This window comes from Arthrobacter sp. CJ23 (genome assembly GCF_024741795.1).
Classification (GTDB): Bacteria; Actinomycetota; Actinomycetes; order Actinomycetales; family Micrococcaceae; genus Arthrobacter.
In genome coordinates this window covers 2,413,305-2,436,134 of record NZ_CP102950.1, presented here as the reverse complement: position 1 = coordinate 2,436,134, position 22,830 = coordinate 2,413,305, and the positions used below count along the sequence as shown (strand labels likewise).

The following is a 22,830-nucleotide window of genomic DNA, read 5'->3' as shown; positions in this document are numbered from 1 at the left end:
TCGTGCTCGGCGTCGGGATGCGCGAGAGCGAGGAAATCGTCGAGCTGCTCACAACACTCGCCACCCAAGACGCCGCTCGGCCTCGTGCTCCGGGCGCCAGTGAGTGCAGACCCGGCGGTCATCCGCGCGTCCGAAGAATCCGGCATTCCCGTGCTCGCGCTGACCCGCGGCGCCTCCTGGGCCCAACTCACTTCGATGCTGCGCTCGCTCATCGCGGAGGGCGATGTCGGCGAGAGCGGACCACAAGGCCTCGGTGGAATGCCCGCCGGTGACCTCTTCTCGCTCGCCAACGCAATTTCGACCCTTCTCAACGCGCCCGTCACGATCGAGGACCGCAACTCCCGGGTCCTCGCCTTCTCCGGCAAACAAGACGAAGCCGATCCCGCCCGCGTCGAGACCATCCTCGGCCGTCAGGTTCCCGAGCGCTACCTGCGCCAGTTGGAACAGCGCGGCGTGTTCCGCGAGCTGTACCGCAGCACCGACCCCATCCAGGTCGCTCCCGTCGACGCCGACGCCCACGTGGCCTCCTACCCCCGGGTGGCGCTCGCGGTACGTGCGGGCGACGAGATTCTCGGCTCCATCTGGGTTGCGGTGCGCGAACCCATGCCGGAAGACCGGATCGGGGCGCTCAAGGATGCCGCGAAGCTCGTCGCGCTGCACATGCTGCGGATACGCGCCGGCGCCGACGTTGAGCGCAGGCTGCGGGCCGATCTCCTGGCCACGGTGCTTGAGGGCGGGGCCGGCGCAGCCGAGGCGGCCTCACGGTTGCGCCTCACCGATCACCGCTGTGTGGTGCTGGCGCTCGCTGCCGCAGATTCCGAAGAGGACGAGGAGGGCGGGCCCGCACATGCGCGTCTTCTCGCCGCACGGCAACGCATCGCCGACGCCCTCTCGATGCACCTGGGCGCGGTATACCCCCGCTCCGCCGCCGCCCTCATCGGCAACATCGTCTACGGTGTCGTCAGCGTTCGCCCGGATCAAGCCGACGCCGAGCGGCGCGCCGCACGAGTTGCCAAAGAATTCCTCGCCCGCATCGGCGGTGACCGGCGCCTGCTGCTCGGTATCGGCACCATCGCCGAAGACCATGCGGCACTGCCCGCTTCCCGCGTCAGCGCCGATCGCGCCCTGCGCGTGCTTCAACTCGGCCGCTCGCATGCCCAGCTCGCGATCTTCGACGATGTGCAGGTTGAGGCGCTTCTGGTCGAACTCGGAGACCTTGCCGCCGCCCGCGGGGACCGCCCCAGCGGCCCGGTCGCACGGCTGCTCGAGTACGACCGGGCACGCAACGCACAACTTGTTGAAACTCTCCGCGCCTGGCTGGATGCCTTCGGCGACGTCGCTGCGGCGTCCGCGCTCGTGTACACCCACCCGAACACCTTCCGCTACCGCCTGCGCCGGCTCTCCGCCATCGGACAGATCGACCTGAGCGACCCGGAAGCGCGCTTCGCAGCCATGATCCAGCTGCGCCTACTCAGCTAACGGCGAGCGCTCGCTCTGGGCTCTGGGCTCTGGGCTCTGGGCTCACTGTGGGGCGACCGTCAGGGTCGCTGTCGTCGCCTCGGCGAGCACCGCAGGGATCGGTTCGACGCCGATGCCCGGGCCGCTCGGGATCCGGATCCGGCCCTCTTCGATGCGGAAGGGTTCGGTGATGTCCTGCGTGTAGAAGCGCTCCGATGCCGAGATGTCTCCGGGCAAGGTGAATCCGGGCAGGCCGGCGAGTGCCGCATTTGCCGCACGTCCCAGGCCGGTCTCGAGCATCCCGCCGCACCACACAGCGACCCCATGGGCGACGGCGATGTCGTGAATACGTTTGGCTTCGAGGTACCCGCCAACGCGTCCGGGCTTGATGTTGATAATTGCCGCGGCCCCCAGGGCGATGGCGTCGGCGGCGGAGGCGGCAGAGACAATCGACTCGTCCAGGCACATCGGCGTCGAGATTTCACGGGCGAGGAGGGCGTGCTGGCGCAGATCGTCCTCAGCGAGCGGCTGCTCGATCAGCAGCAGGTTGAAGGGATCGAGCTTGCGCAGGTGCGGGGCGTCGACGAGCCGGTAGGCGGTGTTCGCGTCTACCTGCAACGGGATATCGCCAAAGCGCTCCCGCACTGCGCGGACGGGCTCGATGTCCCAGCCCTGCTGGATCTTGAGTTTGATGCGCACGTAGCCCTGGTCGATGTAGCCGCCTACGGCGGAAAGCAGATCCGGGATTGACTTCTGGATTCCAACCGAAACGCCGGACGGAACCGCCTCGACGGTCGTGCCGAAATAGGAGGCGAAGGAGATGTCCGTCGCCCGCAGCTGGGCATCGAGGATCGCCATTTCGAGCGCGGCCTTGGCCATGCGGTGGCCCACGATGTGCTCAAGGACGTGGCCGACGAGCTCGGCGGTGAGTGCCTTGCCCGCCTCCTGCCAGGCGTAGAGCGCCGGAATCAGGAAGCGCTGCAACACCTCGCGCGCGCCATCGAGGTACTCGGGCGAGTACACGGGCCCGTCCAGGACCACGCACTCGCCCCAGCCGGTCACCTCACGGCCGTTGTGCTCGGCGCTGACCTTGACGAGCAGCGGTGCGCGGGAGGTTTGGGTGCTGAACGAGGTGGTGAAGGGCGAGACGAGGGGCAGGGTGATATCGATGAGGTCAATGCTGAGAATGCGCACGTGCGGGGGTCCTTTCGAGACTGTAGTGGCCGCGGCGGGCGAAGTCGGTGACCTGCCAGCCGTCGTTCATGAGTGGTGCGAGGGCCTCACGGAGCGCGGGGCGCCAGCGGGCGGCCCGCTCGGGATGCTCGATGCGCATCGTTTCGATGTCGGAGGGGATCTCGACCCGGACGCGCTGCGCCGAGCCCGGGGAATCGAGGCACAGGCGCGGCACCCCGTCCTCGTTGTGCAGGACACAGGCCTCCGGTTCCGGGGTGCCTGCCGCGATGCGGGCACCGGGCTCCCGCAGCAGATCCCAGGCCAGCAGCATCCGGTCGCTGTCCTGGCCGCGGTTGATGCTGTCGGTCATCTCTCCGTAGAAATTGGGCAAGTATTCGCTTGCGGCTGTCCCGAGCCGGTGGATGTTGAAGTAGGCGTTGCGCGCAATGAGCGGATCAAAGGTCCACGTCATGGTGTCGGTCCCGCGGCGAAGGCACCAGGCCCGCTCATGGTGTTTGAGTGCCTTGCCGACCCCGGCCCCGACGCTCCCGCCGCGGACGCCCGCGATGTGTGAGTGCAGCGCCCGGTCCGGGGGCGGGTGGAAGAACCCGACGCACACGGCAATCAGGTCCGCGCCGCGGTAGGCGCCCGCCACGTAGTTGTGCGCGTGGGCGAGCGCGACGAGCAGGCCCGGGTCGATGTGCGGGGCGTTTCCCTCGGCCTTCCAGATCGTCGCGAGCAGGGCGGAGGCCAACTCCATGTCGGCCGGGTCGTGCAGGGTGCGGACGCTGATCCCGCTGGCCGCAGCCAGTGCCTGGGCCTGGGCCTCGGCACGTGAGGCGATCTTGTCGCGCCTGGCCTGGCTCGTGGGCAGAGCACCGGTCACGAGGCATCACCGTGGGGCATGTAGCGGTACCCGAGATAGGCGCCCTTCTCAAGCGGACGGAAGTGGGCCCAGCCCGCGGAGTCGGGCGCGGTGAAGAGCAAGACGCCGGGCTCGGTGGCGGGCACAAGCCTGAGGGTGGTTGCTTTGGGCTCCGCGCCGTCCTGCAGGATGTCGGTGAGTTCGCGCATGGTCAGCTGCGGACCATGCTCGCCGTTCTCGAAAGTGAGCGCCGCTGCGCCGGAGGCGTAGCTGAGCGGTGTCAGGGCAATCTCTGCGGCAAGCGCGGCGGACGGGCCCTCCGGGTCCGCCTGCAAGGCATCCGGAATCCGCGCCGCCGAGACGGCGCTGGCGGCATCGCCGAACAATTCCCGGTAGAGGCCATCCGGTTGGCCTCCCGTGCTCAGCAGCGCGAGCGCGAAACCGTCCTCCGGGAAGACCCGCAGATAGGCGCGTTGGCCGATGGTGCCCCCATCGTGTCCGTAGACGAATGTTCCTTTCCAGTCTTCGAGGAACCAGCCGAGCCCCCAGCCAATGGTCGCGGGCGATACTGCGCGCAGGCTCACCTGTTCCTCGAGCATGGCGCTGGCCGATTCGGCGGAGAGTATGCGTGTGCCGTTGGGTGCGATACCGCCGCGGAGCGCGGTCTGGGCGAAGCTGAGCAGGTCCCCGATGCTCGCCGTGATCAGGCCCGCTGGCCCCATGGAGCGCGTGATCGGCCACGTCGAAACCGGCGCGGCTGCCTCGCCGAAGCCAGTGTGCCCCGTTGCGGTGGCGAAGCGTGGGGCGTCCGAGGTCAGGGTGATCGTGTGTTCGAGTCCCATGGGGGCGATGATGTGCTTGCGTAGCGCGGCGTCCCAGGTGCAGCCTCGCAGCACCTCGATGATCCGTCCCGCGACGACGAAGCCTGCGTTGCAGTACGAGAAACGCTCGTCGATCGGGTGCACCTGCCTGGCGCTCCTCAGTGACTCGACGTAGCGCTCGACGCAGTCATCGCCCGGGCCGGTGTCGGTGAAGAGGTCCCCGTCGATGCCGCTCGTGTGGATCAGCAGGTGCCGCACGGTGACGGCGGCAGCGGTGGCGTGATCCGCGAGGGCGAAATCGGGCAGAATGCTCTGCACCGGCGCATCCAGCTCCAGGCGCCCCTCGTCGAGGAGTTGCATGATGAGGACCGTTGTCCAGACCTTGGTGATCGAGCCGATCTGGAAAAGCGCGTCGTCCGTCGTGGATACCCCGGAGCCGGTGTCGAGCACTCCCGAGCTCGCCGTGGTGCACTCGATCGGGGTGCCGTTCTCGTTGAGCCGCACGATGCCGAACTGTGCGGCGGTGACCCCGTAGCGGGTGCGCAGAACGTCCAGGCGGCGGCGCCAGAAGCCGGCACCGTGGCCGCATGGCGGTGAGGCCGCGCGGCCGCGCGCGCGAGACGGGCCGTGTGTAGCTTTCGAGCCACTCGATGAGACGGCGGTTGTAGTCGATGCGATACTCGATCGGGCCGTTCAGGATGAACAGGTGGCTCCCGCCCGGGTAGAGAACAAGGCGGGCCGGCACCCCGGCCAGGCGCAGGGCCTTGAACCATTCCTCGCCCTGCCCGACGGGACAGCTTGCGTCCTCGGCTCCGTGCAGGATGAGGGTCGGCGTTCTGACATTGGTGACCCGGGCGATCGGCGAGCCGTCCAGAAGCTCGCGGTAGTGGCCCAGCGGCGCAACCCCGGTGCTCATCTCGGAAAAGTACGCGGCGTGCTCGCCATCGGCGGCCATGCTGGAGAAGTTGCAGATCAGGCCACCGGCGACGGCCGCGGCAAACCGGGGGGTCGTTGCCGTGAGCGCACAGGTGCCGAAGCCTCCGTAGCTGTAACCGGTCACGGCGAGGCGGTCGGGGTCCGCGAGGCCCTCGGCAACGAGCGTGTCGATCGGCTCGAGGAAGTCGCGTTCATCGGCGGTGCCCCAGCCCCCGTTTACGGCCCGGTAGAAGGCGTCCCCGTAGCCATCCGAACCGCGGGGGTTCACCATCAGGATGCGCCAGCCCTTCGCCGCCAAGACCTGGTGGTAAAGATGAACGCCGTCAGCGACACCGCTCCAGGCGTTGTGGGGGCCGCCGTGAATGTCGAGCAGCAGGGGCGCCGCGCCCTCGGTCTGCGGGGCCGAGAGCAACCACCCATGAACGCGCGTGCCATCGGTGATGGTGAACTCGCGTTCTTCGGCCTCGAACAGCTCGATGCCGGCCAGGGTGCTCTCGCGCAATCTCGTGAGCACCGTCAGGACGCCCGTCGCCAGGTCCAGCGTCGCGACCTCACCCAGGCTCTGCTGGGTCGTGAGCACGAAGGCCACACGCGCGCAAGCGGACGCCACGGACAGGGCAGAGACCACCTGGTGGGGCCCTGCGAGCAATGCCCGTGAGCCCGTGCCATCGGCGGCGAGCGCGTGCAGCTGCGTCCAGCCGCGCTCTCGTGGGCAGTAGAGGATCTCGGAGCCGTCGGCACGAAACGTCGGGCGCCCGCCGGGGTAGCCCGGGAAGCCGAGCCATGACATTGCGGTCCAGCGCGGCAGTGAGCGAGGCGTCGGCCGCATCCGTGCCGAGGTAAAGACGAAGGAGCTCGGCGTTGCCGGTGCGCGGAGCGCGATTCCCGACCGCGATCACGGAGCCACCATCCGGTGACCATGACAGTGCCCCGCTGACGCTGGTGGCCTGGCCGATGCGGCGCGGCAGCGGCATCTTGGCGTCGACGTCGAGCACGTAGGCGCCGCTCGTCCAATCGAGGTCGCTGCCAGGTTCGATGGCGGCCGTGAAGGCGATCAGCAGGCCGTCGGGGGACCAGTTTGCCTCGCTGGCATTCCAGTCGCCGTCGCTGAGGCGCCGCACGTGGCCGGAGGCGATCTCGCTCACGAAGAGGTGCAGCCGAACGGCCGCGTTCCAGCCGAGCCCATCGGTCTTGAAGCCGAGCCTGTCGATCACGATCGGCTCTTCCACCACGGATCCCGTTGCGTTGCGCGAAACCGGTGCGGTGATGGCCAGGCGCAGGCCCTCGGGGCTGACGCGCGCGGCCGCAACACCCAGGGGGAAGTCGGCGGCGCAGCTCAGTGCCCGCGCCTCGCCTCCTCCGATGGGCAGCAGGTACACCTGGGCTGGTCCATCGGAGGCCCGCAGGAAGAGCACAGCGGAGCCATCGGGAACGAATTGCGGGCCGGAATCGGCCGGGCCGCTCGTCAGAGGGCGGGCCTCGGAGCCGTCGCTGACCGCCCAGAGCGAGCTGTGCGCCGTGCCGTTCAAGGTTTCCGTGCGGGTGAAGACCACGAGCGTGCCATCTGGCGAGATCGCGGTCTCGGCCGGCACCACGAAGCGCCCGAGATCTTCGAGCTCAAGCGGGCGGTTCGTAGAGGTGTTGGGCGTCACGGTGATTCCCCTTCTCGTGGCGGTGAGTCCACTGGTGTCTTGTCCCTCTACCTTCGACGCTCCACCGCCCCCGCACTTCGTCCGATCAAACAATGCTGAAGCCCTGCATTGGTTGCCCCGGCCCAGGCGCGGTGAGGTGTGTGGCCGCAATACTGAGGTCCATGGGCGCAGTCCCGTCTGCGCGCCCCACCTTCGAAGGAGAGCTCGTGAGCGTCAAGACATTCATCTCGATCGACATGGAGGGCGTCGCCGGCGTCGCGACCTTTGACCAGGTCGTCCGCGGCGGCTACGGCTATCCACGTGCACAGGAATTGATGACGCTTGAGGCAAACGCCGCCATCGCGGGTGCCTTCGACGCCGGTGCGGAGGAGGTTGTCATCAACGATTCGCACGGCACGATGGACAACCTGATCCACGAGCTTCTGGACCCCCGGGCCATCGTCGTGTTCGGCAGTCCGAAGGCGCAGTGCATGGCCGAGGGACTCACCGCGGATTGCGACGTCGCCTTGTTCATCGGCTACCACGCCCCCCGCGGGAGAATACGGCGTGCTTGCGCACACCTTTTCAAGCCACTTCACGCAGGTACGGGTGAACGGTGCGGTGGTCTCGGAGGCCGAGGTCAACGCCATGTACGCGGCCTCGCTCGGGGTACCCGTCGGGCTCGTCAGCGGCGATGACGTGATCTGCCGCATCGCACGGGAGCAGTTCGCCGGAGTCGAGGCCGTCGAGGTCAAAGTCGCGCACGGCTACACGTCCACCGCATCGCTTGCGCCTTCCGTGGCCCGCGGAGCCATCCGCGACGCCGCGGCGCGCGCCGTGCGGAACGCGGCAACCCTCACCGTTCCGGAACTGCCGACGCAGTTCAGGGTTGCGGTGGATATGCCCACGGCAACCGCCGCCGAGCTTGCCCTGTCGATTCCGGGTGCGCGGCGCACGAGCGAGCGCTCGGTCGAATGCACGGTCACGGATGCCGGCCAAGTCCTCGGACTGATCGTCGTGTTCTACGAACTCGCCGCGAGCGCCATGCACGCCAAGACAGCACTCTTCATGCGGCGCTAAGCAGGGCAGGGACCCCGGAGCCCGGCCCGGGGGCGGCAGGCGCCGTCCCGGCGCCGGCCCCCAGAGCGTGGGGTGCCGCAGGCCGCCCACGCCGGGGGGCGGAGCGGCTTGCGTGGCCGGCCCGTCAAGGGGGGGCACGGGGCAGGCGGGGAGCCGTTGACGCCGTCCGAGGCCCCCGGAGCGTGGTGCGGGCCCGGGGCGGGCCATCGGCCGCGGCGGCACCCCTTCCCACGATGGCACCCCTTCGCCGGGTGGAGCCGGTGCGGGGGCGGCGGTCAGCTCAGGCGGGCCCGGACGAGGTCGCTAACGGCCTTGCCGTCGAAGCGGCCGGCGATCTTCGCGGTCACGGGCTTCATCACGGCGCCCATCTGGCGCAGGGTGGGTTCCTGGCCCTGGGCCCTGAGCGCGGCGAGGGCCTCGTCGATGATGGTTTCGACCTCGGCTGCGCCCAGCGCCCGGGGCAGGTAGCTTTCGATGATTTCGGCCTCGGCGATCTCCGCGGCCGCACGGCCGCTCTCGCCGGCCTCGGCGTAGATGCGGGCCGTGTCGCGGCGTTTCGCGGCCTCCTTCTGGAGCAAGGCCGTGACCTGGGCGTCGTCGAGCGCGACGGGGCTCTTGCCGGACTTTTCGCGGGTTTCGATCTCGCCCAGCACGTTACGGACCGTGGCCAGCGCGGTCTTGTCACGGTCTTTCATATGGGTGATGACATCGGCGTGGAGGCGTTCCTTCAAAGTACTCATGGCAACGGGGGTTCCTTTTCAGTGATGGGGTACCTTTCATTCTTCACGCCCCGCACCCCCATGACGCACCGGGACGCCCCCTCATGTGCAGATTCCTCTTTTGCAGGCACGAGATCATGCGTGCCCCTGCCACCGGGCCATGGCACGGCCCGGCAGCAAGGGCACACCCGCACCCGGGCCCCACCGGCGGCGAGCGCCCTTCCCGGTGTCCAGCCCCGTATTGTCCCGTGCTGTCCGGTGCTGTCCGGCAGGGTTGGCCCTTGGCGGGGTGGTGTGGTCGGTTCAGCGTCGGCGGCGCCGGCGGGTTCCCGCGGCGTCCTGGGCCTTGCGGGCAGGCTTGGTCCGGACGGCATTGAAGACCGTCATCGTGACCGAGACCAGCGGTGATTTTTTCAGGTCCAGGTTCTCGTAACGCTCCCGGCTCTGGGAGAGGATCCAGGACGTCATGTCCCCGCCGTGCAGGTCCCTGACATCGCTGAGGATGTCGGAGGCGTGGTACCCGGATTTGGAACCGATCTCCATGACACGGCCCCGCCCGTCCGTACGGTAGATGACCTGCAGCTTCACCCGTTTGTCGTGCCGGGCCTGGGACCGGGAAATCGAGAGCAAACGCTGGTGGAGTTCGCCGATGCCCGCGAGGCGGCCCTTCGCCCGGGCGCTCTTGGGCATCTGGACACTGTACTGCCTGCCGCCCTCCGGGAAATCGGTGGTGGTGCTGTGGAACGCCCCGCGGGCGGAGAGCCGCGCGAAGGTGCCCCCGGTGTCCTCCGGGACCACCGTGCCGGCCGGGGTGCCGGCCTTCGCACGCACCGGCACCAGATGCCCGTCCCTGCCGCGCCGGCGCGAGGGCATGTGCGTGACTTCACCGCGCTCGTGGAGCTCGGTCAACGCCTGCCGGTACGCCTCGCCGCGGCTTTGCCCGGCCGCGACCTTGCGCAGCATCCGCTCCGAACGGCCCAGCCGCTCCCCCAGCTCCTTCCACGTATAGCCGTAGACGGCCCTCAGGTGGAGGACCAGTTCCTGCGGGCTCATCCGGCCCGGATCAATGACAGCCATGGATCAATCCTCCGGGGTCGCGAACTCGGTGTCGAAAAACGCCGAGTCCGTGCCCGCCCGCACCGCCCGGACCCGCAACCGGTCCCGTTCCTCCCGGGTCAGCGGTGTCTTCACGTTCTCCACCACCCCCTGCAGGCGCAGACGCCCGATCTTCCCGTCGTCCCCGCCCCCATGCCGGACCGGTTTCGCCCAGCCAGGGACGTAACTGGTGTAGATCGCGTCACCATTGATGCCCAGCAAGGTACCGGGAGGCACCGTCAACGCCCCGGCCGTGTCCGGCCCCAGCGCGCTCGGGCCCAGCAGCACCCTCGCCCGGCCCCGCGCCCACACCTGGACCGCGAGTTCCGGCCGGTAATACGGGCGCTGCTGGGAAGAGACCGGCGCCGACACCCGGTACACGAACGCCTCGCCCTTGCGTTCCATGCTCGAAAGATATTCCGCCGGGACATCCTGCGGGCTCCACGCGACCACCGTCGAGGCCCGGCCCCGGGACGCAAACGCGCCGATCGTCTGGATCATGATCGCCCGTAACGCCGCGCTCACGCCCGCTTTGACCGGCACCGGCATTTCCGGGTCCGTGTCCACCAGCTCACGGATCCGGATCACCCGGTTCGCGAAGGTATCCAAGGGCCGGGCCGCGACAGCCTTGCCCCCGGCGCCGGCGATGGTCTTCGTGAACGCCACGGATTCCAGCGGATCGATCATCCACCCGGCCTTCCGGGCGACATGCAACTCGGCCGTGTCCGCCCAGGCCTGCCCGGCCGCGCCCGGCCGGTTCGGGTAATACCAGCCCTGCCCGGGATCACGGTGCTGCACGCCCAGGACACCGACATGATTCCATGACTCGGGGACCTTGAAGCGGACCAGCACCCGGGCCCTCGCGTAAGGGTCGCGGTCCAGCAGATCGACCGTGTCCGCACGGTTCAACCGTGTTCCCGGGCCGGTCCCGAGCTCCCGGCACAGCGCCGCGTACATGAAACGCCCGTCAACATACGCGAACGCCCCCAAACGAGGCCGGGCGGCCGGGTCCACCAGGGGCACGCAGTCCTCATGGGTGCTTGACGCCGGGCCCGCGACCAGATGCTCGAGATGGTGCTGGCCCGTGGTGCGGTGCAGTTCCTGGGCGATATCGTCCGTGACCGGTTCCGGATCCAGCCCCCGCCGACAACGACGCGGCCCACAGGTTCGTGCCCGTCGCCGCCGGGGTCTTCCCCAGCACCTGGCCTTTGAACGCTTCCCCGACCAGGAACGCCGTCGCGTCCCACGCCAGGCGGGCCTGTCCCGGAGACAGGGCCGTGTTCCCGAACCACTCCGCGGCCGTTCTCACCTCGATCCGCTGCCCCGTCGCGGCCCGTTCGAACCGGCCCGTCACCGGGGTCCCGAGCCAATGCCCCACCATTCTCCCGGACGGGTCGGCCCAGCCCGCAGACCAACCCGGCGTACGGACGAGGAGCCAATGCCGGACCGAACGCTCGTTCACCGGCACCCTTCCGGTGAACATCACCCGCTCCGCGCCCGCCCACCCCGCCATCTCCAGGATGTCGGCCAAGTTCGGGCTCTTCCGCCCCGCGCCCGGAACCGCGGCCACCCCACGGCCATCCGAAAACACCCCCGCCCCCGTGCTGTAGTCCACCCACACCGTCGGGACCTGCCGGAACACATACGGCCTAGCACGCACCACACCACCCCCACACACCAACCACCCCACACCAAAACACCACGAACACCCCACCCTACCCACCCACACCATTGCCAACCACCCCCCACACACTGAGAATGAAGCATGCCGGTATACGTGAGGTCCTTGGAAACCGCCGTTCCTCCCACCGTTCTTGTCCAGACGCAGGCCCGCGACGTCTTTGCCACCCAGGCAGGTCTGACACGCCTCGGATCCAGGCTTGTCACCACATGCTTTGATTCTGCGGCCATAGACACCCGCTACACCGCGGTCGCGGAATTGAGCCTCGATGCCCGCCCCGACAACCCGGCCTTTTTCAACCGGGCCACCAATGAAGTCATGAGTCCAAGCACCAAAGTCAGGAACGAACTCTTTGCCACGGAAGCCACCAAGCTGTTCATAGAGGCTGCGAAGGCCGCAGTCTCCGCGGTCCAGGATCTTGATCTGGCTGACATAACCCACGTCATCACGGTTTCCTGCACCGGTTTCTACAACCCGGGGCCCGACTACAAGGTGGTCCGTGCGCTCGGACTGAGTCCGGCCGTGCAGCGCTATCACTTGGGCTTCATGGGCTGCTACGCGGCCTTTCCCGCACTCAGGGCAGCCCGGCAGTTCTGCGAGGCTGATCCGGCCGCCGTCGTCCTGGTGATCTGTGCGGAGCTATGCTCCCTGCACGTGCGCACGTCCAATGATCCGGACACCATCATGGGCTCGGCAATCTTTGCGGACGGCGCCGCCGCCGCCGTCGTGAGCGCCCGTGAACCGCAGGGGCCGGATCCGGTCATCCGCCTCGACCACTTCGAAACCGTTCTGACGCCCGTCGGCGAGGAAGCCATGGCCTGGAACATCGGTGACGAAGGTTTTGAAATGGTGCTCGGCACGTATGTCCCGCACATCATCGAAGAACACATCACCGGGGCGCTCGAGCCACTCCTGGCGCGGGAACCTGCGCTGAAGGGACTCGCTTACCGCGACATCACACACTGGGCCATCCATCCCGGCGGGCGCAGCATCCTGGACAAAGTGGAGGCCAAGCTCGAGCTCACGGAGGAACAGCTGGTGCCCTCGCGCGAAACCCTGCGCAACTTCGGCAACATGAGCAGCGCCACAGTGTTGTTTGTCCTCAAACACATCCTCGAGCAGGCACCCGCCGGACGCGAGGAGAGAATCTGTTCCATGGCGTTCGGCCCGGGCCTTACCGTGGAGACAGGACTGTTCACCTTGGTCTCCGCCGGGCCCTGATGCCGGCCGGGTTGCTCCGCGAGCGTGCCGTGGACGCGGTTGAGGACATGGACAAGGCGGACTGCGATCTCCGCCGTCTCAACCGCAGTTACGCGCGATTCCCGATGGTCAACCGTTTGCTGTCCGGCTGGCACGGCATCTACCGGGAGCAGATCAGGCCGCTGCTGGTTTCGCAGGGCGCCGCGACGCTGCTGGACATCGGTTGCGGGGGCGGCGACGTCGCCCGCAACCTGGCCGGCTGGGCCCGGCGCGACGGCCTGGCGTTGGAGGTGACTGGCATCGACCCGGACGAGCGCGCGTTCCGCTTTGCCAGTCACGCGGTGCCCAACGACGCCGTGACGTACCGGAAGTGCTTCAGCAGTGAGCTCGTGGCTGAGGGACGCCGCTTCGACGTCGTGATTTCCAACCACATCCTCCACCACCTCACGCCCGAGCAGTTGGCCGGCGTGCTGGACGACTCCGAGCAACTCTGCACCGGATGGGCCATCCACAACGATCTCCGTCGCAGTGCGGCCGCCTACTATCTCTTCGGGGCCGGCTTCTGGCCGTTGGGACTCGGTTCCTACATCTGCGGCGACGGGCTCACATCCATCCGAAGGAGCTACACGCCGGATGAACTGCGTGCAGCCGTGCCGCCCGCGTGGCAAGTGGAATGGCATGGGCCCTGGCACAACCTGCTGACGTACCGGCAGGAAGATCGCACCGGTGCATGACGTCATCATCGTTGGCGCGGGCCCCGTGGGCCTGTTCATGGGAGCACTCCTGCTCCGCCAAGGGCTGGACGTCTCCATCCTGGAACAACGCGGAACCCGCAGCGGACGAAGCAGGGCCATCGGCATCCATCCGCCCGCACTGGCCGTGCTGGACACGGTCGCGGCCGCAGCGCCCTTGGCCGAGCAGGGCGTCCGGATCGTCCGCGGCACGGCCTACAGCCGTGGGCGGAGGGTGGCCGGACTGGACTTCAGTGGAACGTCGCCGGAGTTTCCCTTCATACTGTCCGTGCCGCAGGCAAGCACCGAGCAGGTGCTCGAGGACATCGTCCGGGATGCGGCCCCGGAGGCCCTGCGCCGTGGCGTCGAGGTGCTTGACGTGCTCGACGCCGGCGGCAGCGTCCTTGTCCGGGCCCGCCTCGGCGATGAGGTGCTCGAGTTGTCGTCGAGACTCGTGATTGCCGCGGACGGCGCCCATTCACGGATCCGCGGCCGCCTGGGGCAGCAAGACCGCGTGCGCCACTATCCGGACTGCTACATCATGGGCGACTTTGGCGACAGTACTCCGCACGGGCATGACGCCGTGCTGTTCCTGGAGCCTGAGGGCATCGTGGAGTGCTTTCCGTTGCCGGGTGGCATCCGCCGCTGGGTGGTCCGGCTGGGCGAACCGTGCATGGAGCCGACTGCGGAGCTCCTCGCTCACTTGATCCGGGTCCGCACGGGCACGGCGCTCGATGCGGAAAGCAATTCGATGCTTAGCGCTTTCGAGGTCCGCTCGAGGCTTGCCAGGCGAACCATCCACGGAAGGGTGGCGCTGTTGGGCGACGCCGCGCACGAGATCAGCCCGATCGGTGGCCAGGGCATGAATCTGGGCTGGCTTGACGCCGCTGCCCTGGCCCCGCTCGTCGGCATGGCACTGGCCGGCAGAGCTGTGGGCCGGGAGCTGCAGGAATACGAGCGGAGCCGCCACCATGTGGCTTCACGTGCAGCGTGGCAGGCCGGCCTGAACATGGCCCTCGGGCGGCCCCTGCCTCCGCAGGTGCTCGCCGCCAGAAACCGGATGTTCGCCGGCGCCATCGCGATACCCGCCGTCGCGGACCTGGTGGCACGTCGCTTCACCATGCACTGACACGCCCTGGGTCAAGAATGGAGCCCTCCCAGCAGTTCTCAGTACCGCTGCCTCAGTCCGGCTGAGTGTAGTAGCAGTCGTAGCTGTCCTGGCTGATGATCATGCCGTCACGCACTTCGAAGACCGCCATGCTGCGCGCCCGGATGGTGTCCCCGGCATCCCAGTGCGGGAGGTCCATCAGCAACGTGGCGGACCAGTTCATTTCCAGCACCACACGGTTGCCGTCGCACGTGCTTCGCACGACCTCGAAGCGCTGCCCGGCAACGATGTCACCGCTCTGATCGGCCCCGGACAGCGTTTCCTGCAGATCCCGGGTCGCCCCGGATTTCGCCAGGGCATTCGGCCATTCCGTGAGCCGGAACTCCTCGGCCAGATAGGGCCGCAGCCGCCCGGCACCACCGCCGGCCTCCACTGCCCGGACGAATCCAAGCACGCATTCCAAAGGGGTCGTTTCGCTCATCCGACGAGCCTAGCCCAGGCCGCACGTCCACGCCCGTGGGGGCCAGGTACAGACTTCCGCGCAACGTCTTAGACTGCAGTCATGGGTGCCCGGACGCAAGCAGTGGGCGGACGACGACGGCGCGCGGCCGCCGTCGGGCATTGCATTGCCGTGATGATGCTCGCGGCAGTCCTTCCCACCTCGTGCGCGTCGGACGGCACCGGCACTCCCTCACCGGACACCACGCCCGCCGTTCCGGGGCTGACCGGACAGATCAACCAGTCCCGCGACAACTACGCCACCCACGTCATCGAGCTCCAACTCAGCAACACCGGGATGCGGCCGGTCACGGTGGTCAGTGCAGTGCTCGACTCCCCGGCCTTCAACGGCCCCGCCGTTTGGTCCTCCAGCACGGACGGCACGGAAATACCGCCGGGCCTGGCGAAGAGCCTGCCGGCACAGCTTCCGGCGGCCGTGTGCAGTGCGTCGGAACCAAAGCCGCAGCCCGCCGCCCAGATGACCGTGCAGTTGCGTGGAACCCCGGACCTCATCCAGCTGCCCGTGACGGATCCATTCGGAGTGCTGGACCGTAACCACGCGGAACTGTGCCTGGACCGGAACATGGCAGATGTGGTGAGGCTTTCCTGGCTGCCCGTGCTTCACGCCGATGCGGCGGCGGGGACGGCGGTACTGCAGCTGAGCCTTGAACCGGTTGGAGGTCCGGGCTCGGTGACGATCGAATCGATCGGTGAAACGACGCTGCTCGCGGCAGATCCCGCACGGCAGTGGCCCCGGAACGTCACCGTGCGCGGCATTGATCCGCCCAGCCGGCTCGAGCTGCATATCCGGCCGGCACGCTGCGATCCCCACGCCGTCGCCGAGGACAAAGTCGGCACACTCATTCCGTTCCACGTTTCGCTCAACGGGAGCGGGAGCAGGAGCAGCGGGACGGTCAAGGTGGCTGCTCCCGCGGCGCTGCGCGGTGACATCCTGGACTTCGTCACGGCTGCATGCAGCGGACGATAGGCTCGAAGGATGAGCCACCAGCCCCGACCCATCGCCGCGAGCCCAGGGACCACGTTCAGTGCCTCCCGCATCAGGGACACGGTCCTGCAGCTTCTGGACCTCGAGGACCTGCCGCCCATCGTGCAGGCCGGACACCCGGTCCTGCGGCAGCACGCGGCTCCGTACGACGGCCAGCTTGACGACGCCGAACTCGGGCTGCTCATCGGCCGGATGCGCGCGGTCATGCACGCCGCACCCGGCGTCGGGCTTGCGGCGCCGCAGCTGGGCATTCCGCTGCAGCTCGCAGTCCTGGAGGACCAGTTCGACATCGATCCGGCCGCGGCGGCACTGCGCGGACGCGGACCGTTGGAGTTCTTCGCCATGCTCAATCCACGCTATGAGCCGTTGGGCGCCGAATCTGCCTCGTTCTTCGAAGGCTGTTTGTCGGTCAACGGCCTGCAGGCGGTGGTCACCAGGCACCGGGACGTGCGCCTCGAGTATCTGCGTCCGGACGGTGCGGGCGCGGCCGCGGACTTCACCGGCTGGCAGGCCCGGATCGTGCAGCACGAAACGGACCACCTGCACGGAGCGCTCTACCTCGACCGCGCCGAACTGAGGTCCCTGTCCAACAACTCCGAGTACTCGGCCAACTGGGCAGGGCACGGAATCGATGCGGCCCGCCGGGCCTTGGGCTTCCTCAACGACTGACAGTCAGCGGCAACGGCGGCTCCCGGCCCCGTAGGATTGAGACCATGCTTCCCGACGCCGTTGCCTCCTTGCGCTGTCCCGTTTGCCAGGACCCGCTGCGCCGGACCACCAGTCCCCGGGCTGCCCTCGTCTGCGGCAACGGACACAGCTTCGACGCCGCCAAGCAGGGCTATTTCAACCTCCTGACCGGCAAGGGGACGCCCTTCGAAGCCGACTCGGCCGACATGGTGGCAGCCCGCCATGCTTTCCTGGCGGCGGGCCACTACACGGCCATGGCGGCCGCAGTTGCGGAGCTGGCCGCGCCGGCGCTTGCCCCTCCCGACGCCGTGGTGCTCGACGCCGGCACGGGCACAGGCCACTACCTGCGGGCAGTCCTGGACCGTTCGCCCGCCGCCGCCATCGGCCTGGACATCTCCAAGTTCGCGCTCCGCCGGGCGGCCCGGCTGAATCCGGACGCCGTCAACCTCGTGTGGGACATCTGGCGCCCGTTGCCGATCGCCGACGCCGCCGTCGACGTCGTGCTGGTGGTGTTTGCTCCGCGCAACCCAGCCGAATTTGCACGCGTCCTCCGGCCGGGTGGGAGTCTCATCGTGGTGACGCCCCGCCCTGGCCACCTGGCGGAGATTGCCGAGCGCAGCGGAATGCTCGGCATCGAGGACGGCAAGGCCGAACGCCTTTCCGAAAGGATGCAGGAGCACTTCGCGCACGGCACCACTACGGAACTGGATATCAGGCTGGAATTGAGCGGGGCCGAGCTCGCAGACCTCGCCTACATGGGCCCGGCCGGGCATCACCTGGACCGTGCGGAACTGGCACGGTCGGTGCAGGACGACGGCGCCGTCACGGCCAACGCCAAGTTTGCCATCACCGTATTCAACACCGCCAAGCAGGCGTCCTGACGGGAACGCAACCGCCGGGCTAGGATGGAAAGACAGCTACTGCGATTCCGCCAATGCGGGTCCGGGAACAAGGGGGAACGATGTTCGAATGGCTTGGCGAGAACTGGTGGGCCCTGTGGCTCACAGTCTTCCTGGCGTTTGCCGTGGTGGAGATGCTGACTCTGGATCTCTTCTTCATCATGCTCGGCGGCGGGGCCCTGGCGGGGCTGATCGCAGACTTCGCCGGCGCCGATTTCTGGCTGCAGATCGTGGTCTTCTCCGTCGTCTCCCTCCTGATGATCGCATTCGTCCGTCCTGTCGCGCTCAAACACCTGCGCAAGGGACCGGCGGAGCAGCGCACCAATGTTGACCGGCTCATCGGACAGTCCGCCCTCGTCATGGAAGCAGTGAGCGGCACCGGCGGCCTCGTCAAAATCGGCGGCGACGTCTGGAGTGCGCGGAGCACCGGCGGCCTGATTGAGGCCGGGGAAACGGTGGAAGTGACCAAGATCGACGGCGCGACGGCGGTGGTCGCTTCGACTTCCGACAACAGCCCGCACTAAACGCAGCCAGCAGAAAACGTCCGCGGCGGACAGCGTTCCATGCCACTGCCGCGGTGTACACCGCATCAAACCACGCAACTGGGGAATGAAGGAGATGTATGGATGGCTTGGGAGGAACAGCAGCCGCGATAGTGCTGATTGTTCTCGTCATATTTGTAATCATCGTGTTGGTCCGCTCGGTCCGGATCATCCCGCAGGCACGTGCCGGCGTCGTTGAACGTCTCGGCAAGTACCAGCGCACGCTCAACCCGGGGCTTACCATCCTGATCCCGTTTGTCGACCGGCTCCTGCCGCTTCTCGACCTCCGCGAACAGGTGGTGTCGTTCCCGCCGCAGCCGGTGATCACCGAGGACAACCTGGTTGTCTCCATCGACACCGTGGTGTACTTCCAGGTGACGGACCCCCGGGCCGCCACGTATGAGATCGCCAACTACATCCAGGCAGTGGAACAGCTGACGACCACCACGCTCCGCAACGTGGTGGGCGGGCTCAACCTTGAAGAAGCCCTGACCTCGCGCGACCAGATCAACGGCCAGCTGCGTGGCGTGCTGGACGAAGCCACCGGGCGCTGGGGCATCCGAGTTTCCCGAGTTGAGCTCAAGGCCATCGACCCGCCCCACTCCATCCAGGACTCGATGGAAAAGCAGATGCGCGCCGAGCGTGACCGTCGTGCAGCCATCCTGACCGCCGAAGGCACCAAACAGTCGCAGATCCTGACTGCCGAGGGCCAGCGACAGGCTGCCATCCTCGCGGCCGAAGGTGACGCCAAGGCAGCCATCCTGCGCGCCGACGGTGAAGCCCAGGCCATCCAGAAGGTCTTCGACGCAATCCACAAGGGCAACCCGGACCAGAAGCTGCTGGCCTACCAGTACCTTCAGACCCTTCCCAAGATCGCGGAAGGATCCTCGAACAAGCTCTGGATCGTCCCCAGCGAAATCGGCGAGGCCTTGAAGGGCATCGGCCGTGCGCTGGGCGGAACCAACGCGGAGTCCCCGGCCGCCGGGCTGTTCACGAACGCGAGCGGCAGCGAAAACAGCGAGGCCAAGAGTTCCGCTGAATAGCCGCCGGGGGAACTGATGTTCAACGGCACATGGCCGGCCAGGTTCTGGCCGGCCATTGCTGTTCTCCGGTTCCCGCGCGGTTCAGCCCGCTGCTTTGTCCTGCCGGGCGGAAACCGCGTATAATGGGATATTTGTCCGGCCGGATCATTCCGAACGGAACAATAAAGCTTGGTCAGGCGTTTCATCTAGTGATGCAACGAGTGCAGACAGTAGTCCGGAAGACGCGCAATCGGCATCCGGCTAGCGCGGGGTACGGCTCCGCGAACAGACAGAGGAGTAATCATGAGCGATCGCAGCCTGCGGGGTATGCGCCTTGGCGCCCAGAGCATGGAAACCGAATCCGGTGTGGAGCCGGCACCGCGCCAGCGGGTCGAATACCGCTGCGAGGACGGCGAGCAGGTCTTCGTCACTTTCTCCGCCGAAGCCGAAATCCCTCCTGTCTGGGTTTCCAAGACCGGCAAGGAAGCCCTCCTGGTGGACGGCGAACGCCCGGTTGACGCCAACGAGAAGGCTGTCCGCACCCACTGGGACATGCTGCTGGAACGCCGCAGCCTTCCGGAGCTGGAGACCATCCTCGAGGACCGCCTGAACATCCTCCGCGAACGCCGTGGGGAACGCCGCTCGGCCTAAGGCTGTGGCCGCCCTGTAGACGGGCATCTGGACAACAAAGGCCGGGCCGGTCACTGTGTAAGTTTCACAGTGACCGGCCCGGCCTTTTGGTCTGGCGTGGTTTGGCCGGGACTCCGGGCTACTTGGCCACCGGGGTCTTGCGGCCGGTCAGCTTTGCCCAGCGTGCGGCGAGACCCCACCTCGTGACGTTGATCATGGCCTCGACAACAATGTTTCCGCTCATCTTGGATGCGCCCAGTTCACGCTCCACGAAGGTGATGGGACGCTCTTCGATCTTCAGGCCGAGCTTCGCCACACGCCAGGCGAGGTCCACCTGAAAGCCGTAGCCAACCGACTCAACCTCGTCCAGCTTGAGTGCTTCAAGTGTGCTGCGCCGGAAGGCACGGTATCCGCCCGTAACGTCCTTGATTTTCATGCCGAGCATGATCCGTGAATAGGTGCTGCCGATCCGGGAGATTGCTTGGCGGTACAGCGGCCAGTTGACCACGCTGCCGCCTGGCACCCAGCGGGAGCCCATGGCGAGGTCGGCGCCGTCGTTGATGGCGTCCAGGAGCAGTGGCAGCTGTTCCGGCTGGTGCGAACCGTCGGCGTCCATTTCGACCAAGACGTCGTAGCCGGCGGCAAGGCCCCACCTGAATCCTGCGATGTACGCGGCACCCAGGCCTTCCTTGCCCTTTCGGTGCAGTACATGGACCTGGCTGTCCTCGGCGGCAATGCTGTCCGCGAGCCGCCCAGTACCGTCGGGGCTGTTGTCATCAACCACCAGGACGTCGGAGGCGGGCACCGCGGCTCGCAGCCTTCCGAGGGTTATCGGCAGGGATTCCAGCTCGTTGTAGGTGGGAATGATCGTCAGGACACGCAAGAAGAGGCCTTTCCTTGATGGAGCGGTCAGTGTGCCGGAGCAGCCATGGGGCTGGCATTCTGGCGCAACTCTCCATTATAGGACGAAGGAAGGCGGCCTCCCGCTAGCTGTGGTGCCTGCCACATGCCGAAGCTACGCAGCACCGGCATGTTGCGGGCAGGTCCACAAGTCCAGGACCAGTTGGATCCGGACGTGCTGCGTGCCGGACGAACTGTTTTCTAGAACCTTATGGACCTGCCCACACTGCATGCCGCGACCATGGAATCGAGGATCCACCGGCACAGGTGGCGGGAGGATCCGACGGCGGCCGGATGCCCGGATATTCACCCCGGGACCATCCGTAGAGCCTCAATGCTACGGACTTGACGGGAACTGTCAACCAGCCCGTGAGCTGGGGCAACGTGTATCGTCCCAGCTCAGAGGCTGCTTGTCCGGGCGGAAATTGCCCTTGGATGGAACGCTCATGGCGGGGACTGCACTGGCGGGTTCAGCCTCGCAGTGCGGGGCTGGCGAAGAGCTCCTGGCCTTCGCGGACCGTCTGCAGGCAGGCGGGGTCGTTGCCGGTATCGAGAGCCGGCAGCAGGGGCGTACGCGCCCGCGGATCGGTGCTCCAGGACTGCACGCGGTTGTCTGCCACCTGGACCATGAGCTCTTCCACTTCCCACACGGCAAAGCTGGCCGGTGCCCCGGGCACCAGCTGGCCCATGAGCGGATTCCGGTACTTGCTGGCGCGCCAGCCCGCCCGTGTGTGTCCCAGGAACGCCGCCCGTGCGGAAATGCGCTGCTCCGGGTTGTTGTGTTCCAGGCACGCGCGGACACTGGACCAGGGACGCAGCGGCGTGACGGGGCTGTCGCTGCCGAAGGCCACCGGGACACCCTTCGAGTAGAAGGCGGCGAAGGGGTTCATCTCCCTGCTGCGCTCCCCCAGCCGCTGCTCATACAGCCCGCCGGGGGTCCCCCACACGGCGTCGAAGGCCGGCTGGGCACTGACCGTGACGGAGTACGTCGCCAGACGCTCCAGCGCCGCGGAGCTGGCCATCTCGACGTGTTCGAAGCGGTGGCCGGCAGCTCGGACCCGCTGCTCGCCCGCCTCGGCGGCGGCCAGATCGAGCGCATCCAGCGCAGCTTCGAGGCCGGCGTCGCCGATGACGTGGAAGCCGGCCTGAATCCCCAGCACGGAACAGGCTGCCAGGTGTTTGGCAGCGTCATCCACGGAAAGGTACAGGCTGCCCCGATGGCCCGCGGCATCGCTGTAGTCTTCCCGGAGTGCTGCAGTCCTCGAGCCGATGGAACCATCGATGTTGAGGTCTCCGGCGAGTCCGAGGACGGGCGTGCCCAGGCCATCCAGAATGCTCTGTGCGTGCCCGGAAGAGGTGGCCAGCTCGCCCCAATAGGGCAGGACCTCGGGCATGGCGCCGCCGTCGTTCCAGGATGCAGCCATGCGCAGGTCGTCGGTGCTGCAAATATGCGGCGCCGACATTTCAGCGACCGCAACATATCCGTTTGCAGCGGCTTCGCGGAGGGCCGCGCCTTGGTAGCCGCGGCGGTCTGCCTCGGGCAGTTGCCGCGCAGCCAGCCGGGCAGCCGTGTGTGCCGCACGCACCACCTGCGTTCCGCCGTCGAAGCCATCCATGCCGTCCAGCCCGGCCGCGGCCACAAGCGACTGCGACACCAGTGCGGAGTGGACGTCGATCCTGGACAGGTAGACAGGCCTGCCACGGGCAGCGCGCCCGAGCTCTTCAGGAGTCGGCAGTGTCCTGTCCTGCCACATGGTCTCGTCCCAGCCGTGGCCCAGAACGGTTCCGTCAGTGGGCGCAGTGGCGACGGCGTCGAGCAGTTCGCGGGCGGAGCGGGCACTGCTCAGCTGCAGCCCCGCCAGGGCCATGCCGGTTTCGGTGAGGTGGACATGCGAGTCCACGAAGCCGGGTGCCAACAGGGCCCCACGAAGGTCGATGATATCCATGGACGCATCGGCGATCGAGGTTGCTGCCTGCTCGGAACCAACCCAGGCGACGGTGTCGCCGTCAACCAACATGGCGGTGGCGAAGGGGTCTGCGGCGGTGTAGACCGAGCCGTTGCGGTACATCGTCACCTTGCGCGGCTGGGTGCTGCCGCCGGGCGTGCCGGGCTGGTTCATGCGTGCTGCTCCTTGGGAAATCTGGAAA

General features: G+C 67.6%; 23 protein-coding genes and 1 pseudogene. 13 read left to right on the top strand and 11 right to left on the bottom strand.

Annotated features, from left to right (window positions below; genetic code table 11):
* Positions 1-99 precede the first annotated feature (99 nt).
* Positions 100-1,479, top strand: coding sequence for a CdaR family transcriptional regulator (locus tag NVV90_RS10760; protein ID WP_258437303.1), 1,380 nt, complete (start codon positions 100-102; stop codon positions 1,477-1,479).
* A gap of 42 nt (positions 1,480-1,521) precedes the next feature.
* On the opposite strand, the gene menC is transcribed toward NVV90_RS10760, so the two are convergent.
* From menC to NVV90_RS10735, 5 genes and pseudogenes are all read right to left on the bottom strand, one after another.
* The gene (menC, locus tag NVV90_RS10755) at positions 1,522-2,652 is read right to left on the bottom strand and encodes an o-succinylbenzoate synthase (RefSeq protein WP_258437302.1); all 1,131 of its coding nucleotides are present in this window, start codon (positions 2,650-2,652) and stop codon (positions 1,522-1,524) included.
* Positions 2,633-3,517: a hypothetical protein gene (locus NVV90_RS10750; RefSeq protein WP_258437301.1), complete on the bottom strand. Its 885-nt coding sequence runs from the start codon at positions 3,515-3,517 to the stop codon at positions 2,633-2,635. The genes menC and NVV90_RS10750 overlap by 20 nt, the downstream gene beginning before the upstream one ends.
* Complete coding sequence (locus NVV90_RS10745; protein WP_258437300.1) at positions 3,514-4,767, bottom strand: serine hydrolase; 1,254 nt, start codon at positions 4,765-4,767, stop codon at positions 3,514-3,516. The genes NVV90_RS10750 and NVV90_RS10745 overlap by 4 nt, the downstream gene beginning before the upstream one ends.
* Before the next feature lie 241 nt (positions 4,768-5,008).
* Positions 5,009-5,524: pseudogene (locus tag NVV90_RS10740) on the bottom strand (prolyl oligopeptidase family serine peptidase); the annotation flags it as partial.
* Positions 5,525-5,804: 280 nt separating this feature from the next.
* Positions 5,805-6,905 carry a hypothetical protein gene (locus NVV90_RS10735; RefSeq protein WP_258437299.1) on the bottom strand — a complete coding sequence of 367 codons (1,101 nt, stop codon included), beginning with the start codon at positions 6,903-6,905 and terminating at the stop codon, positions 5,805-5,807.
* Positions 6,906-7,111: 206 nt separating this feature from the next.
* Here NVV90_RS10735 and NVV90_RS10730 point away from each other — a divergent pair, with 206 nt between their 5' ends.
* Together NVV90_RS10730 and NVV90_RS10725 are read left to right on the top strand one after the other, a co-directional pair.
* Entirely contained in the window at positions 7,112-7,582 is a 471-nt protein-coding gene (locus tag NVV90_RS10730; protein WP_258437298.1) for a M55 family metallopeptidase, read from the top strand.
* Complete coding sequence (locus NVV90_RS10725; protein ID WP_258437297.1) at positions 7,494-7,964, top strand: M55 family metallopeptidase; 471 nt, start codon at positions 7,494-7,496, stop codon at positions 7,962-7,964. The genes NVV90_RS10730 and NVV90_RS10725 overlap by 89 nt, the downstream gene beginning before the upstream one ends.
* 275 nt (positions 7,965-8,239) lie before the next feature.
* Here NVV90_RS10725 and NVV90_RS10720 read toward each other — a convergent pair whose 3' ends face one another.
* The 3 genes from NVV90_RS10720 to NVV90_RS10710 all read right to left on the bottom strand — a co-directional run bounded on the left by NVV90_RS10720 (position 8,240) and on the right by NVV90_RS10710 (position 10,801).
* Positions 8,240-8,704 (bottom strand): GatB/YqeY domain-containing protein, encoded by a 465-nt coding sequence (locus tag NVV90_RS10720; protein ID WP_258437296.1) that lies wholly within the window; start codon positions 8,702-8,704, stop codon positions 8,240-8,242.
* 282 nt (positions 8,705-8,986) lie between these two features.
* Positions 8,987-9,760 carry a hypothetical protein gene (locus NVV90_RS10715; protein WP_258437295.1) on the bottom strand — a complete coding sequence of 258 codons (774 nt, stop codon included), beginning with the start codon at positions 9,758-9,760 and terminating at the stop codon, positions 8,987-8,989.
* A gap of 3 nt (positions 9,761-9,763) precedes the next feature.
* The gene (locus NVV90_RS10710; RefSeq protein ID WP_258437294.1) at positions 9,764-10,801 is read right to left on the bottom strand and encodes a hypothetical protein; all 1,038 of its coding nucleotides are present in this window, start codon (positions 10,799-10,801) and stop codon (positions 9,764-9,766) included.
* Positions 10,802-11,055: 254 nt separating this feature from the next.
* Between NVV90_RS10710 and NVV90_RS10705 the strand changes: the two genes are divergently transcribed.
* The 4 genes from NVV90_RS10705 to NVV90_RS10690 all read left to right on the top strand — a co-directional run bounded on the left by NVV90_RS10705 (position 11,056) and on the right by NVV90_RS10690 (position 14,519).
* Positions 11,056-11,388 carry a hypothetical protein gene (locus NVV90_RS10705; RefSeq protein WP_258437293.1) on the top strand — a complete coding sequence of 111 codons (333 nt, stop codon included), beginning with the start codon at positions 11,056-11,058 and terminating at the stop codon, positions 11,386-11,388.
* 155 nt (positions 11,389-11,543) lie between these two features.
* Positions 11,544-12,680, top strand: coding sequence for a type III polyketide synthase (locus NVV90_RS10700; RefSeq protein WP_258437292.1), 1,137 nt, complete (start codon positions 11,544-11,546; stop codon positions 12,678-12,680).
* A complete protein-coding gene (locus NVV90_RS10695; protein WP_258441138.1) occupies positions 12,677-13,393 on the top strand; it encodes a class I SAM-dependent methyltransferase in 717 nt (238 codons plus the stop codon). The genes NVV90_RS10700 and NVV90_RS10695 overlap by 4 nt, the downstream gene beginning before the upstream one ends.
* A complete protein-coding gene (locus NVV90_RS10690) occupies positions 13,386-14,519 on the top strand; it encodes an NAD(P)/FAD-dependent oxidoreductase (protein WP_258437291.1) in 1,134 nt (377 codons plus the stop codon). The genes NVV90_RS10695 and NVV90_RS10690 overlap by 8 nt, the downstream gene beginning before the upstream one ends.
* Before the next feature lie 52 nt (positions 14,520-14,571).
* Here the strand turns inward: NVV90_RS10690 and NVV90_RS10685 are convergent, their stop codons facing one another.
* Positions 14,572-14,979 (bottom strand): nuclear transport factor 2 family protein, encoded by a 408-nt coding sequence (locus NVV90_RS10685; RefSeq protein WP_258437290.1) that lies wholly within the window; start codon positions 14,977-14,979, stop codon positions 14,572-14,574.
* A gap of 81 nt (positions 14,980-15,060) precedes the next feature.
* Here NVV90_RS10685 and NVV90_RS10680 point away from each other — a divergent pair, with 81 nt between their 5' ends.
* The 6 genes from NVV90_RS10680 to NVV90_RS10655 all read left to right on the top strand — a co-directional run bounded on the left by NVV90_RS10680 (position 15,061) and on the right by NVV90_RS10655 (position 19,803).
* Positions 15,061-15,984, top strand: a complete 924-nt coding sequence (locus NVV90_RS10680; RefSeq protein WP_258437289.1) for a hypothetical protein — start codon at positions 15,061-15,063, stop codon at positions 15,982-15,984.
* A 9-nt stretch (positions 15,985-15,993) separates the two neighbouring features.
* The gene (locus tag NVV90_RS10675) at positions 15,994-16,671 is read left to right on the top strand and encodes a peptide deformylase (RefSeq protein ID WP_258437288.1); all 678 of its coding nucleotides are present in this window, start codon (positions 15,994-15,996) and stop codon (positions 16,669-16,671) included.
* A gap of 44 nt (positions 16,672-16,715) precedes the next feature.
* Entirely contained in the window at positions 16,716-17,570 is an 855-nt protein-coding gene (locus NVV90_RS10670) for a methyltransferase domain-containing protein (RefSeq protein WP_258437287.1), read from the top strand.
* Positions 17,571-17,650: 80 nt separating this feature from the next.
* Positions 17,651-18,112, top strand: a complete 462-nt coding sequence (locus NVV90_RS10665; RefSeq protein ID WP_258437286.1) for an NfeD family protein — start codon at positions 17,651-17,653, stop codon at positions 18,110-18,112.
* A 98-nt stretch (positions 18,113-18,210) separates the two neighbouring features.
* Positions 18,211-19,173 (top strand): SPFH domain-containing protein, encoded by a 963-nt coding sequence (locus NVV90_RS10660; RefSeq protein WP_258437285.1) that lies wholly within the window; start codon positions 18,211-18,213, stop codon positions 19,171-19,173.
* 282 nt (positions 19,174-19,455) lie between these two features.
* Positions 19,456-19,803: an RNA polymerase-binding protein RbpA gene (locus tag NVV90_RS10655; RefSeq protein WP_207616960.1), complete on the top strand. Its 348-nt coding sequence runs from the start codon at positions 19,456-19,458 to the stop codon at positions 19,801-19,803.
* Positions 19,804-19,921: 118 nt separating this feature from the next.
* Here the strand turns inward: NVV90_RS10655 and NVV90_RS10650 are convergent, their stop codons facing one another.
* Positions 19,922-20,665 (bottom strand): polyprenol monophosphomannose synthase, encoded by a 744-nt coding sequence (locus tag NVV90_RS10650; protein WP_258437283.1) that lies wholly within the window; start codon positions 20,663-20,665, stop codon positions 19,922-19,924.
* A 487-nt stretch (positions 20,666-21,152) separates the two neighbouring features.
* Positions 21,153-22,802: an amidohydrolase gene (locus NVV90_RS10645; RefSeq protein ID WP_258437281.1), complete on the bottom strand. Its 1,650-nt coding sequence runs from the start codon at positions 22,800-22,802 to the stop codon at positions 21,153-21,155.
* Positions 22,803-22,830: the final 28 nt, after the last annotated feature.